Annotated in this window: 12 protein-coding genes; 3 read left to right on the top strand and 9 right to left on the bottom strand. The window is 68.0% G+C overall.

What is annotated here, in order from left to right; all coding sequences use genetic code 11:
* The first annotated feature begins 163 nt into the window (after positions 1-163).
* The gene (gene kdgR, locus FA743_RS09120) at positions 164-946 is read left to right on the top strand and encodes a DNA-binding transcriptional regulator KdgR (RefSeq protein ID WP_136885802.1); all 783 of its coding nucleotides are present in this window, start codon (positions 164-166) and stop codon (positions 944-946) included.
* Here kdgR and FA743_RS09115 read toward each other — a convergent pair.
* Genes FA743_RS09115 through FA743_RS09085 form a run of 7 tightly spaced genes read right to left on the bottom strand, consistent with a single transcriptional unit; the run spans position 937 to position 7,969 of the window.
* On the bottom strand, positions 937-2,304 hold the full coding sequence (locus FA743_RS09115; protein ID WP_136885801.1) for an FGGY-family carbohydrate kinase: 1,368 nt from the start codon (positions 2,302-2,304) through the stop codon (positions 937-939). The genes kdgR and FA743_RS09115 overlap by 10 nt on opposite strands.
* The gene (locus FA743_RS09110; RefSeq protein WP_136885892.1) at positions 2,301-2,615 is read right to left on the bottom strand and encodes an L-rhamnose mutarotase; all 315 of its coding nucleotides are present in this window, start codon (positions 2,613-2,615) and stop codon (positions 2,301-2,303) included. The genes FA743_RS09115 and FA743_RS09110 overlap by 4 nt, the downstream gene beginning before the upstream one ends.
* A complete protein-coding gene (locus FA743_RS09105; RefSeq protein ID WP_136885800.1) occupies positions 2,615-3,607 on the bottom strand; it encodes an ABC transporter permease in 993 nt (330 codons plus the stop codon). Before FA743_RS09105 ends, FA743_RS09110 begins: the two co-directional genes overlap by 1 nt.
* Entirely contained in the window at positions 3,604-4,572 is a 969-nt protein-coding gene (locus FA743_RS09100) for an ABC transporter permease (protein WP_136885799.1), read from the bottom strand. The genes FA743_RS09105 and FA743_RS09100 overlap by 4 nt, the downstream gene beginning before the upstream one ends.
* Positions 4,569-6,092 carry a sugar ABC transporter ATP-binding protein gene (locus FA743_RS09095; RefSeq protein WP_136885798.1) on the bottom strand — a complete coding sequence of 508 codons (1,524 nt, stop codon included), beginning with the start codon at positions 6,090-6,092 and terminating at the stop codon, positions 4,569-4,571. The genes FA743_RS09100 and FA743_RS09095 overlap by 4 nt, the downstream gene beginning before the upstream one ends.
* Before the next feature lie 50 nt (positions 6,093-6,142).
* Positions 6,143-7,132, bottom strand: a complete 990-nt coding sequence (rhaS, locus tag FA743_RS09090) for a rhamnose ABC transporter substrate-binding protein (protein WP_136885797.1) — start codon at positions 7,130-7,132, stop codon at positions 6,143-6,145.
* Positions 7,133-7,165: 33 nt separating this feature from the next.
* A complete protein-coding gene (locus FA743_RS09085) occupies positions 7,166-7,969 on the bottom strand; it encodes a DeoR/GlpR family DNA-binding transcription regulator (RefSeq protein WP_136885796.1) in 804 nt (267 codons plus the stop codon).
* Positions 7,970-8,153: 184 nt separating this feature from the next.
* On the opposite strand from FA743_RS09085, the gene FA743_RS09080 reads away from it, so the two are divergent.
* Both FA743_RS09080 and rhaI read left to right on the top strand, forming a co-directional pair.
* Positions 8,154-10,241 (top strand): bifunctional rhamnulose-1-phosphate aldolase/short-chain dehydrogenase, encoded by a 2,088-nt coding sequence (locus FA743_RS09080; protein WP_136885795.1) that lies wholly within the window; start codon positions 8,154-8,156, stop codon positions 10,239-10,241.
* Between the two features lie 3 nt (positions 10,242-10,244).
* Positions 10,245-11,519: an L-rhamnose catabolism isomerase gene (gene rhaI / locus FA743_RS09075; RefSeq protein WP_136885794.1), complete on the top strand. Its 1,275-nt coding sequence runs from the start codon at positions 10,245-10,247 to the stop codon at positions 11,517-11,519.
* Positions 11,520-11,589: 70 nt separating this feature from the next.
* Here rhaI and madM read toward each other — a convergent pair whose 3' ends face one another.
* Positions 11,590-12,354 carry a malonate transporter subunit MadM gene (gene madM / locus FA743_RS09070; RefSeq protein WP_136885793.1) on the bottom strand — a complete coding sequence of 255 codons (765 nt, stop codon included), beginning with the start codon at positions 12,352-12,354 and terminating at the stop codon, positions 11,590-11,592.
* 4 nt (positions 12,355-12,358) lie between these two features.
* Positions 12,359-12,751, bottom strand: a complete 393-nt coding sequence (gene madL, locus FA743_RS09065; protein WP_136885792.1) for a malonate transporter subunit MadL — start codon at positions 12,749-12,751, stop codon at positions 12,359-12,361.
* Positions 12,752-12,772 lie beyond the last annotated feature (21 nt).

Raw genomic sequence — 12,772 nt, 5'->3', positions numbered from 1 at the left:
TCGTTCCGGAATTCAAGGAACCATAGCCTGTTTCGGAAATCAACAGATTTCTGACATGGGCGGAGAAGACCGGTCAAGCCAGCAACCACTGGCTTCATACCGCCCCTTGACAGATGACTGAATGCTTTTCAGAATAAGGTTCCGAATTTTCAGGAATGGCATCATGGCACCGACACCCCCCAGGACCGAGAATGCCGCCGCCGTTCTCAAGGTCTTCGCCGTCCTCGAATCGCTGGCCGAGGCGCGTCGCGCGCCCCTGGCCGAGATCGCGCAGCGGGCGATGACGTCCAAGACCACCGCGCATCGGCTGCTGCAGACCATGGTCGATCTGGGCTATGTCGAGCAGGAGCCCGAGACCGAGAAATACGGCCTGACGCTGAAGCTGTTCGGCCTGGGCGCCCGCGTGCTGCGCGGGCAGGAGGATCTGCTGCGCTCCTGCGACCGCGAGATGGGGCGCCTGTCGCGCGCCACGGGCGAATCCATCAATCTGGGCGTGATGGACGACATCGACCAGCGCGTCGCCTATATCCACAAGTACGACAGCGCCTATGGGCTGTCGATGCAGTCCACGTTGGGCAAGCGCAACCCGCTGCATTCGACCTCGCTCGGCAAGGCGCTGCTGGCCTTCCGCGATCCGTCCGAGATCGAGGAGCGGCTGGCCCTGATGGACCTGAAGAAGCTGGCACCCCGCACGATCACCGATCCGGGCGCCCTGCGGCGCGAGCTGGCCGCCACCCGCGCACGCGGCTATGCCGAGGAGATCGAGGAAAGCGAGGCCGGGGTGCGCTGCATGGCGGTGCCGGTGATGGACCATGCGGGCCGGTCGGTGGCGGCGATCAGCATCGCCTTTCCGCTGGTCCGCTTCGACGAGACGCGCAAGGCGGAATACGCCGCCCTGCTGCTGCAGGCCGGGGCCGGCGCCTCGGCGGCGCTCGGCTACAGCTGACATTCAGGGCGGGCCGTACGGGCCTGCCAGGCCTCGGCATAGGCGCGCAGAGCTTGCGTATGACCCGGCGCGGCATGGCTCCGCGTCGCGGGCGGCTGCGCGTCAGGCAGGCACAGCAGCGCCGCCCCCACGCTGGTGCCGGTGGCCGAGGCCGCAACCTCGACGCCCCCGGGGCGCAGGGCGGCCAGCATGTCGAGGAAGTCGGGATTGCGGGCGAAGGGTCCCTCAATGATCGCGGGGCCGTCTGCGGCGATCAGGTCCAGGCAGGTCTGCGTCATCAGCGCCAGATACCACGACAGCGCCGCCATCCTCTGTCCATCCGTCGCGGGTGGCGCCGTCCAGCCCGTCGCACGGTCCGGAAACGGCCCCGATCCGGGCTGCACCGAGGGCAGGATCATCGCCCCCGCCGTCAGCACCGCGCGGCGGTCATCCATCGACGGCACCGCGTCGCATCCCGCCCGGACCAGCTCGAACTCGCGCCCGCCCATGAAGCGGGCCGAGGGCACGGGCCGTCCCATCGCGTTCACGTTGACCAGCACGTCGCGCGCCGGGTCCAACGCTGCGTCCCCGCCCCCCATCGCCATCGCCACCACCCAGGTGCCCGTGGACACGACCGAGAACGCCCCCTGCCGCCCCCGCAGATAGGGCATCAGCGATGCGTTGCTGTCATGGATGCCCACCGCGACCGGCGTGCCCGCCGGAATGCCGGTGGCCGCCGCGACCGCCGCCGTCAGCCCGCCCAGCACCGCATCCGACCGCCGCGCGGGCGCGATGCGCCCCGCCAAGCCAAGCGCCGCGACCAGCGGCGAGAACCGCCCCTGCCACGGGTCCCACAGGTCGGTGTGGCAGCCAAGCGAGGTCACGTCGCTGGCCAGCGCCCCGGTCAGCCGCCAGCCCCAGTATTGCGGATAGGTCACCACATGGGCCACCCGGTCCGCCACCCCCGGCTGCGCCATCAGCCAGTGCAGCTGCGCGCCGAGGTTCAGCCCCAGGGGCAGGCGCGGCGATCCGGTCACCGCGAAGGCCGGGCGCAGGGCGTCGTAATCGGGCATCCCCTCGGGGCCGTCATGTTCGTAATCCAGCATCGGCGCGGCCAGCCCGCCCTGCCCGTCCAGCAGCACCGCCGCCGCGCCATGCGTGGTGACCGATATCGCATCCACCCCATGCGCTGCCTGAAACGCCGCCAGATGGGTCAGGAAGAACTCCCAATGCCCCTCCAGATCCACATGCGGCCAAGGAGGACCGGGCAGGGACAGGTTGGGGCGGGTGACGACCGCGATCTCGGACAGGGTCGCGCCATCGACCAGCGCGAGCTTGGCATTGGTCTTGCCGATATCGATGACGGCCACATGGGTCATGGCAGGTGGAACATCGCCACCAGTGGCACGGCCACCGGCGATCCGTCCGGGTTGGTCGCCATCAAGTCCGCCATATGCGCCCACCAGCGCCGCATCACCGGGTGATCGGGCAGCGCATCCATGCCGTGATCCTCGGCCCGCCACATGACGGCGAACAGCGCGTGGCTCTCCTCGTCCAGATGGATCGAGTAATCCCGCACACCCGCCTCGTGCAGCAGGGCGGCCAGCTCGGGCCAGATCGCGTCATGGCGGCGGCGGTATTCGTCCGCCGCCCCTAGGTTCAGCTGCATGCGAAAGGCGTGTTTCTGCATCATGTCCTCAGTTTCGAAATCAGGCGGGGCACGGCGATGACCCCGATCAGCAGCAGGCCCACCACGATGGACATCACGATGCCCGGCACGTTCAGCAGACCCAGCCCGAAGGTCACCAGCCCCAGCACGAAGGCCGCCAGCACCACGCCGGGGATCGTTCCCGATCCGCCGAGGATGCTGACCCCGCCCAGGACCACGATGGTCACCACCTCCAGCTCGAACCCCGCCGCGATGGAGGGGCGGGTGGAGCCCAATCGAGAGGTCAGGCAGACCGCCGCGATCCCGCTCATCAGCCCGGTCAGCAGGAACAGGATGAACCTGACCCGGTCCACCCGGATGCCCGAGAACCGCGCGGCGGTGGCGTTGTTGCCGATGGCATAGACGGTGCGGCCGAAGCTGGTTCGGTGCAGCAGGACGGCGAAGACGATGGCCGAGAGCGCAAAGATCACCAGCTCGACCGTGACGACCCAGAAGACATATCCCTGCCCGAACCACGCGAAGCCGGCGGGATAGCCGGTGAAGGCCCGGTCGCCCAGCACGATATAGCTGATGCCGCGAAACAGGCTCATCGTGCCGATGGTCACCACGATGGACGGCAGTCCGAAGCGCGCGACCAGCACCCCGTTGAAGGCCCCGCAGGCCAGCCCCGTGGCCAGACCCACCGCGACCAGCACCGGGGTCGGCGCGCCCATGCCCATCGCCACGCCCATCGCGGTCGAGGCCAGCGCGACGATGGCGCCCACCGACAGGTCGATCTCTCCGGAGACGATCAGCAGCGCCATGGCAAAGGCGATCATCGCCTTCTCGGTGAAGTTGAAGGTGGCGTCCGACAGGTTCCACGGGTCGAGGAAATAGGGCGAGGCCCAGGCATTCAGCAGGAAGATCGTCACCGCCACGACGGCCAGCAGCGCCTCCCAGCTTTTCAGCGCGCGCGACGCGGGGCTGGTCAGGCGGTCGGGGATCACACGTCCGGGTTGGGGGGAATGGGTCATGCCCGCACCTCCGCCCGTTTCAGGATGATGCGCCCCGGATCCCGGCGGCGCGCGTTGAAGGCGATGGCCGCCAGGATCGCCGCGCCCGAGATCGCCATCTGCCAGAAGGGCGAGATGCCCACGACCGGCAGCGCGTTCTTGATGATGCCCAGAAACAGCGCGCCCATGACCGCGCCCGCCACCGTGCCCGCGCCCCCCGCGATGGCGATGCCGCCGATCACGCAGGCGGCGACCACGTCCAGCTCGAACCCGCCCGCGATGTCGACATAGGCCACCGCATAGCGCGCGACCCACAGATAGCCGGTCAGCCCGGCCAGCGCGCCGGCCAGCACGAAGGCCGCGAATTGCGTGCGCCCGACCGAGATGCCGGTATAGACCGCCGCATGGGGATTGCCGCCGACCGCATAGAAGGCCCGCCCCAACGCGGTCCGCGTCATCAGCACCGCCACCCCGGCGATCGCCGCCACCGCGATCCAGGCCATGACCGGCAGGCCCAGGATCACCTGGCGCGGCACGGCCTTGAAGGCGTCGCTCATCTGATGCGCGTTGATCCACGCGCCCTCGGTCAGCAGGAAGATCGTGCCGCGATAGATGGTCATGGTCCCAAGCGTCACCACGATGGACGGGATGCCCAGGCCCCAGACCAGCGCGCCGTTGATCGCGCCAAGGCCCGCACCCATCACGACGACCGTCCCCAGGATGACCGGCATCGGCACCCCCATTCCGTCCATCAGCGCGGCGACCATCCCGCAGAGCGCCAGATTGGCCGCCACCGACAAGTCGATGCATTTCGTCAGGATCACCGCCATCTGCCCAAGCGCCAGCAGGATCAGGGGCGAGGTGTCGGTGAAGACGCGGCCTAGATTGGCGGGCGCCACAAAGCCCGGAAAGCGGCTGGCGATGGCCGCCAGCAACAGGACGATCACCCCGCCCAGCACCACCTCGCGCGATTTGAGCAGGCTCATGCGGCGCTCCTCTCGATGCCCACGGCGGCGCGGATCAGGTTCTCGGGGGTCATGGCGGGGCCCGCGAACTCGCCCGCGATGCGGCCCTCGCGCATGACGATGATGCGGTCGGACATGCCCAGCACTTCCGGGATCTCGCTGCTGACCATGATGACGGCCAGCCCCTGGGCCGCCAGTTCCGACATGAAGTCATGGACGGCGGCCTTCGATCCGATGTCGATGCCCTTGGTCGGCTCGTCCAGGATGATGATGCGGGGCTGGGTCGCCAGCCATTTGGCGATCACCACCTTCTGCTGGTTGCCGCCCGACAGCAGGCCGATGTCCTGATCGAGGCTCGCCGCGCGCAGGTCCAGCCGCTGCGTATACTCGCGGGCCAGCGCGAATTCCTCGGCCAGCCGCAAAAAGCCGCCCCGGCTGGTCCGCGCCAGCGAGGGCAGCGTGACGTTCTGAAAGATCGGCAGCCCCTTGACCGCGCCCTGCCGCCCGCGATCCTCGGGGACATAGACGATGCCCGCCTGCACCGCCTGCGCCGTGGACCGGATGACCCTCACGTCGCCCGCGATCCGGCAGGCGCCCTTGGCGGGCTGGCTGATGCCGAACAGGGCCTGCATCACCTCGGACCGGCCCGCGCCGACGAGGCCGTAGAAGCCGAGGATCTCGCCCTGATGCAGGGTGAAGGTGATGTCCTCGTATTCGGTCGGATGGCAGTATCCCGCGACCGTCAGCACCGGAGGCCCGATCCGCGCGGGCCGTTTGGGATAGATCTGGTCGACGCTGCGCCCGACCATCATCTGCACCAGATCCCCCTCGGTCACGTCGCCCATCGCCCCCTCGCCCACGAAGGCGCCGTCGCGAAAGACCGTCCAGCGGTCCGCGATGCGGAAGATCTCGTCGAACTTGTGGCTGATGAACAGGATCGCCTTGCCTTGGGCCTTGAGCTTTTCGACCAGCTCGTACAGCTCCGCGATCTCCTTGTGGGACAGGGCGGCGGTGGGCTCGTCCATGATCACCACGCGGGCATCGACCGACAGGGCGCGGGCGATGGCCACCAGATGCTTGCTGGCGATGCCCAGATCGCGCAGCCGCGTGGCCGGGTCCAGATCGGACCCGATGCCGCGCAGGATCTCCGCCGCGCGGGTCCGCATCGCGCGGCGGTCGATCAGGCCCCACCGGGTGCGGGGCGCATGGCCGATGAAGATGTTCTCGGCCACCGTCATCTCGTCGAACAGAACCGTCTCCTGATGGATGGCGGTCACGCCCGCCGCGCCCGCCGCCTGCGCGGTGGGAAAGCGCACGGGCTCGCCTGCGACAAGGATCTGCCCCTCGTCGGGCTGATGGATGCCGGTCAGCACCTTGACGATGGTCGACTTGCCCGCGCCGTTCTCGCCGATCAGCGCGGTGACCTGGCCGGGGAACAGGTCCAGCCGCACGCCGTCCAGCGCGCGCACGCCGGGAAATGTCTTGACGATACCGCGCAGCGACAGCACGGCGCCGTCCCGCGATGCGGGGTCTGGCTGCATGATGGGATCCTTGGGCAAAGCGCCCCCGGCCCGGGGCCGGGGGCAAACAATCAGAAGACCGACGAGAATTCGTCGATATTGCCGGCGTCATAGGTGAAGGGATCGGCCATCGCGGCCTCGCCGTTCTCGTCCAGCGTGACCTCGCCCATGCGCCCGATCGGGATGGTGGCGCCGGGTTCGGCGGTCGCACCTTCCGTCGCCAGCGCATGCGCGATCATCGTCGCGGAATAGCCCAGATCGATCGGATTCCAGATCGCGAAGCTTTCCGAGGCGCCCGATTTCACATGCCCCGCCATCTCGGACGGCAGGCCCAGGCCCGTCACATTGACCTCGCCCACCTTGCCCGCATCGGTCACGGCCTGCGCCGCCGCCACGATCCCCACGCTGGTCGGCGCGATGATCGCCTTGAGGTCGGGGTGGCTCTGCATCAGCCCCTGCGCCTCGCGATAGGACTTGTCGGCCAGGTCGTCGCCATAGACCGTCGCCACGACCTCGATGCCGGGATAGTCGCCCATCACCTTGGTCATCTCCTCGATCCAGATGTTCTGGTTGGTCGAGGTGGTGGTCGCCGACAGCACCGCGACCTGACCGCCATCGGGCAGGTGGTCGGCGGCCAGCTTGATGATCGTGTTGCCGATCAGCGGCGCCGAGGACGGGTTCAGGTGCATCGCCCGCCCCTCGGGCGCCACGCCGCTGTCCCAGCTGATGACCGTGATGCCGCGATCCATCGCGCGGCGAAGCGTCGGCACCAGCGCGTCGGTGTCATTGGCGCTGACCGCGATGGCGTCCACGCGCTGCGCGATCAGGCTGTTGATGACCTCGATCTGGCCCTCGGCGGTGGTGTCGGTGGGGCCGGTATAGATGATCTCCACATCGCCCAGCTCGGCGGCGGCCTCCTCGGCGCCCTTGTTGGCGGCCTCGAAGAAGCCGATGCCAAGCGCCTTGGCGACCAGCGCGATGCGCACGGTTTCCGCCTGCGCCGCGCCCGCCATCAGCGCCAGCGCCGTGGCCGTCGTCAGTAATGTCCGTGAAATGCTCATCTCATCCTCCCTGATACGTGATCCTCCGCGCCCCTACTCCTCGGCGCGTGTCCTTCCGTCCCGCCGGGCGTCCGCCACGATCAGGCGAATGTCGGCAGCCTCCAGCATCGCCGCCGCCCGGTCGTCGATCCCGTCATCGGTGATGACCGTGTGGATGCGCGACAGCGGGCACAAAAGCAGGCTGGAGCGCTGCGAAAACTTCGAGCTGTCGGCCAGCACGACCAGCTCGTCGGCCTGCCCGATCAGCTTCTGCTCGGCCTGCACCAGCAGCGGGTCGCCCTCCATCAGGCCCAGGGGTCCCAGCCCCCGGCAGCCCATGAACATGCGCCGCGCATAGAAATGGTTGCTGCCGTCGTCGTCGAAGGGCGACAGGATGATGTTCTGCTCGCGATAGATCGCGCCGGCGGGCAGCATCACCGTGTTCTTGGACTGCTTCAGCAGATGTTCCGCGATGGGAAAGCTGTTGGTGAAGACCTGCAGCCGCTTGGTCGTCAGCGGGTGCACCATCTGGAAGGTCGTGGTGCCGCCATTCACGATGATCGCGTCGCCATCCTCGCACAGATCCACCGCCGCCTGCGCGATCGCCCGCTTTTGCGCGATGTTGATCGTCTGGTTGACCGCGAAGGGCCGCGCGTTGATCCCCACGAATTGCGGCGGAGAGATCGCCTCGGCCCCGCCCCGCACCCGGCGCAGCTTCTTGGCCAGATGCAGCTGCGCGATGTCGCGGCGCACCGTGGCCTCGGAGGCCGCCGTCAGCGCGCAGAGATCGGCCACCGTCACCACGGGCCGTTCCTGCACGGCGGACAGGATGATGCGATGGCGTTCGGTTTCCAGCATGGCTCTCCCTCTGGCCGCAAGTTTCCATCATTGCCGCTCAGTGTCAATCATTTTTGATCGTTATCATCTTTCTGCACCTGCACAATGATCGGTTATGATCGAAAATGATTGACCAGCCGCCCGCTGCCGGGCTATCCGAACAGCAGGACCGCGCGGCACGATGCCGCCAGAAGGGGAGGCATCCATGACCGCCAATCGACTGGACAACCTGTGGGACGACGCCCGCGCCGCATCCATGAGCGAGCCCGAAAAGCTGCTCTATCGCTCGAACCTTTTGGGCTCGGACAAGCGGGTGACGAACTATGGCGGCGGCAACACCTCGGCCAAGGTGCAGGAGGTCGATCCGCTGACCGGCGAGACGGTCGAGGTGCTGTGGGTCAAGGGCTCGGGCGGCGACATCGGGTCCATGAAGATGGACGGTTTCTCGACGCTTTACATGGACAAGCTGCGCGCGCTGAAGGGCAAGTATCGCGGGCTGGCGCACGAGGACGAGATGGTGGCCTATCTGCCCCATTGCACCTTCGCGCTGAACCCGCGCGCCGCCTCCATCGACACGCCGCTGCATGCCTATGTGCCGAAGAAGCATGTCGATCACGTCCATTCCGACGCGATCATCGCCCTTGCAGCCTCGGTCAATTCGAAGGATCTGACGTCCGAGATCTTCGGCACCGACATCGGCTGGTTGCCATGGAAGAAGCCCGGCTACGAGCTGGGCCTGTGGCTGGAGAAGCTGGCGGTCGAGAACCCGACCATGCGCGGCGCGGTGCTGGAAAGCCACGGCCTCTTCACCTGGGCCGATGACGCCAAGGACTGCTACCTCACCACGCTGGAGATCATCAACACCGCCGCCGCCTGGCTCGAGGCGCACAGCACGGCGCCCGCCTTCGGCGGCCCCGCCCGCCCCACGCTGGACGCCCCCGAACGGCGCGAGGTCGCCGCGCGGCTGATGCCGGTGATCCGGGGCCTCATTTCCAAGGACCGCCACAAGGTCGGGCATTTCGACGACCAGCCCGCGGTGCTGGAATTCGTCGGCTCCACGATGCTGGAGACGCTGGCGCCGATGGGCACCTCCTGCCCCGACCATTTCCTGCGCACCAAGATCCGGCCTTTGGTCGTCGATTTCGACCCCGCCGCCCCCGATCTGGACACCACGCTGGCCGCGCTGCCGCAGGCGGTGTCGGATTATCGCGACGATTACGCCGCCTATTACGACCGCTGCAGACGGCCCGACAGCCCGGCCCTGCGCGATCCGAACGCGGTCGTCTATCTGATCCCCGGCGTCGGCATGATCACCTTTGCGCTGGACAAGCCCACCGCCCGCGTCTCGGCCGAATTCTATGTCAACGCGATCAACGTGATGCGCGGCGCCAGCGCGGTTTCCACCTATCAGGGCCTGCCCGAGCAGGAGGCCTTCGATATTGAATACTGGCTGCTGGAAGAGGCGAAGCTGGCCCGCATGCCCAGACCAAAGTCGCTGGCGGGCCGCGTGGCGCTGGTCACCGGCGGCGCGGGCGGCATCGGGGCGGCGACGGCCGAACGCTTCCTGCGCGAGGGCGCCTGCGTGATGCTGGCCGATATCGACGAGGTCGCGCTGGCCACCGCCCATGACGGGCTGGCCAGAAGCTTTGGCGCCGATGTGGTCCGCGCGGTGCAGATGAACGTCACCGACGAGGCGCAGGTCGCCACCGCCTATGCCCAGATGGCGGTCGAGTACGGCGGCATCGACATCCTCGTGTCGAACGCCGGCATCGCCTCCTCCGCCCCGGTCGAGCAGACCACCCTGGCGCTGTGGAACCGCAACATGGACATCCTGTCCACCGGCTATTTCCTGGTCTCGCGCGAGGCGTTCCGCACCTTCCGCGCGCAGGATATCGGCGGGTCGGTGATCTTCGTGGCCTCCAAGAACGGCTTGGCCGCCAGCCCCAACGCCAGCGCCTATTGCACCGCCAAGGCCGCCGAGATCCATCTGGCGCGCTGCCTGGCGCTTGAGGGCGCCGAGGGCGGCATCCGCGTCAATGTCGTCAATCCCGACGCCGTCCTGCGCGGATCCCGCATCTGGGAGGGCGAATGGCTGGACCAACGCGCCAGCACCTACGGCACCGACAAGGGCGGGCTTGAGGAGATGTATCGCCAGCGGTCCCTGCTGAAACGATCCGTCCTGCCCGAGGACATCGCCGAGGGCGCGTATTTCTTCGCCTCCGACCTGTCGGCCAAGTCGACGGGCAACATCCTCAACGTGGACGCGGGCAACGTCCAGGCCTTCACGAGGTAAGCCATGATCAACCGCGACATCATCGAGGCGGACAACGCCGCCCGCCAGACCGACCTGGCCGCCGATTACGACGCGCTCGGCGCGCGCCTGTCACGCCGGGGGGTGGATATCGAAACCCTGACCGCCCGCGCCATGGGGTTCGGCGTGGCGATCCCCAGCTGGGGCACCGGCACCGGCGGCACCCGCTTCGCCCGCTTCCCGGGCGCCGGAGAGCCGCGCGGCATCATGGACAAGATGGACGATTGCGGGGTCATCCACCAGCTGACCGCCGCCACGCCAAAGGTCAGCCTTCATATCCCCTGGGACCGCACCGACCCTGCACTGCTGCTGGAAAAGGCCGAGGCGACGGGGCTGGGTTTCGACGCCATGAACTCCAACACCTTCCAGGACCAGCCGGATCAGGCGCACAGCTACAAGTTCGGCTCACTGTCCCATACCGACGCCGCCACCCGCGCGCAGGCGGTCGAGCATAACCTCGACTGCATCGAAATCGGGCGGGCCATCGGGTCGAAGGCTTTGACCGTCTGGATCGGCGACGGCTCGAATTTCCCCGGCCAGACCTCGCTCAGCCGCCAGTTCGACCGCTATCTGGAGGCGATGGGTCAGGTCTATGCGGGCCTGCCCGAAGACTGGCGGTTGTTTTCCGAACACAAGATCTATGAGCCCGCCTTTTATTCGACCGTCGTGCAGGACTGGGGCACCAGCCTGATGATCGCGCAGGAACTGGGCCCCAAGGCGCAATGCCTTGTCGATCTTGGCCACCACGCGCCCAATGTGAATATCGAGATGATCGTCTCGCGCCTGATCCGCGCGGGCAAGCTGGGAGGCTTCCACTTCAACGACAGCAAATATGGCGATGACGATCTGGACGCGGGCACGATCGAGCCGTTCCGCCTGTTCCTCGTCTTCAACGAGCTGGTCGAGTTGGAGGACACGCCCGGCATCGATCTGTCCCACATGATCGATCAAAGCCACAATGTCACCGACCCGATGGAAAGCCTGATGATCTCGGCCTGCGAGATCCAGCGCGCCTATGTGCAGGCGTCGCTGGTGGATCGCACCGTGCTGGAGGGCTACCGCAGCGACAATGACGCGCTGATGGCGGCGGCGACCCTGCGCGCGGCCTTCCGCACGGATGTCGAGCCGATCCTGCAGATGGCCCGCCAGCGCCAGGGCGCGGCCATCGACCCGATCGCGGCCTTCCGCGCCTCGGGGTGGCGCGCGCAGGTGGCGGCGGTGCGCCCGGCCAGCGCGGGCGGCGGCGGCGGGATCGTCTGACCCCCCTGCCCTTTCAGAACGCCAAAAGGCGGCGCCACCCCGGCGCCGCCTTTCGCATCCGTAAGACCGCTCAGCCCCCGGTGATCGCCAGCAGCGCCAGATACATGACCGACGGTCCCATCAGGCAGCCCAGCCCCGTGTAGAAGGTCGCCGTCATCGCGCCATAGGGCACCAGCCGCTTGTCGGTGGCGGCAAGGCCCCCCGCGACACCGCTGGTCGTGCCCATCAGCCCGCCATAGGCCATCGCCGATTTCGGGTTGTTCAACCCGATCAGCGGCGCCACCAGCGGCGTGCCGATCATCACCAGCACGGCCTTCAGCAGACCCGCCGCCACCGACAGCGCGATCACGTCCGAGCTGGCGCCAAGCGCCGTCCCGGTGACCGGCCCCACGATATAGGTCGCGGCCCCCCCGCCGATGGTCGCCATGCTGACCGCGTCGGTATAGCCGAAGGCCGCCGCCACCAGCGCCCCCACGGCGAAGGACACCACGATCCCAAGCGCCAGCGCGACGACGCCCGCCGCCCCCGCCTTGCGGATCTCGCGGATGTCGACGCCATAGGCGGTGGACACGATGGCCAGGTCGCGCAGCATTGCGCCGCCCATCAGCCCGATGCCCGCGAACAGCGGCACATCGGCCAGACCCTTGGACCCGCCGGTGGCCAGCCCGCCCCACCAGGCCAGCACCAGCCCCAGGATGATGGCCACGGCCGAGCCGTGCAGCCGCCCCGCCGACAGCCGGTCCGAGATCTGATAGGACACCCACATCACCACGCCGACGACGACGAAGGCGAAGACCAGCCCGTTCTTGGACAGGATTTCGGTGATCATCTCCATCTGCTCACGCCTCCTGCGCCATGAGGGGCGGCAGCGGCGCGTCCTGCCCGCCGATGCGCGCGACGACCGGCACCAGCGCCACGCAGGCGATGGTCGCGCCGACGCCCGCGATGATCGCCACCGGCCCGCCCGCCAGGGCCGCCACGACGTTCTGCTGCGCGGCCATGGCCACGACGATGGGGATGTACATCGCGCTCCAGAACAGGATGCCCTGTTCGGACAGCGCGGGCAGGCGGCCGGTGCGGCGCAGCCAGTCGCTGGCGACGATCAGCAGCAGCATGGCAAAGCCCACGCCGCCCACATTGGACTGGACGCCCAGCAGGACCCCCAGCAGGTCGCCCAGGATGACGCCCGCCAGATGGCAGGCGGCCAGGGCCGCGACTCCGTAGATGATCATGATCTTCCTCCCGTATGTGAT

Source organism: Paracoccus gahaiensis (genome assembly GCF_005048225.1).
Lineage (GTDB): Bacteria > Pseudomonadota > Alphaproteobacteria > Rhodobacterales > Rhodobacteraceae > Paracoccus > Paracoccus gahaiensis.
Note: the sequence above shows the minus strand (reverse complement) of the source record. Positions and strands in the feature narration are given on the sequence as shown.

Excerpts from the sequence above, each read along its gene's own strand:
- FA743_RS09085 (WP_136885796.1), bottom strand. The coding sequence starts at position 7,969 with ATGCTGGAAACCGAACGCCATCGCATCATCCTGTCCGCCGTGCAGGAA.
- FA743_RS09080 (WP_136885795.1), top strand. The coding sequence starts at position 8,154 with ATGACCGCCAATCGACTGGACAACCTGTGGGACGACGCCCGCGCCGCA.
- rhaS (WP_136885797.1), bottom strand. The coding sequence starts at position 7,132 with ATGAGCATTTCACGGACATTACTGACGACGGCCACGGCGCTGGCGCTG.
- FA743_RS09105 (WP_136885800.1), bottom strand. The coding sequence starts at position 3,607 with ATGACCCATTCCCCCCAACCCGGACGTGTGATCCCCGACCGCCTGACC.
- madL (WP_136885792.1), bottom strand. The coding sequence starts at position 12,751 with ATGATCATCTACGGAGTCGCGGCCCTGGCCGCCTGCCATCTGGCGGGC.
- FA743_RS09100 (WP_136885799.1), bottom strand. The coding sequence starts at position 4,572 with ATGAGCCTGCTCAAATCGCGCGAGGTGGTGCTGGGCGGGGTGATCGTC.
- madM (WP_136885793.1), bottom strand. The coding sequence starts at position 12,354 with ATGGAGATGATCACCGAAATCCTGTCCAAGAACGGGCTGGTCTTCGCC.
- FA743_RS09095 (WP_136885798.1), bottom strand. The coding sequence starts at position 6,092 with ATGCAGCCAGACCCCGCATCGCGGGACGGCGCCGTGCTGTCGCTGCGC.
- FA743_RS09110 (WP_136885892.1), bottom strand. The coding sequence starts at position 2,615 with ATGCAGAAACACGCCTTTCGCATGCAGCTGAACCTAGGGGCGGCGGAC.
- kdgR (WP_136885802.1), top strand. The coding sequence starts at position 164 with ATGGCACCGACACCCCCCAGGACCGAGAATGCCGCCGCCGTTCTCAAG.
- rhaI (WP_136885794.1), top strand. The coding sequence starts at position 10,245 with ATGATCAACCGCGACATCATCGAGGCGGACAACGCCGCCCGCCAGACC.
- FA743_RS09115 (WP_136885801.1), bottom strand. The coding sequence starts at position 2,304 with ATGACCCATGTGGCCGTCATCGATATCGGCAAGACCAATGCCAAGCTC.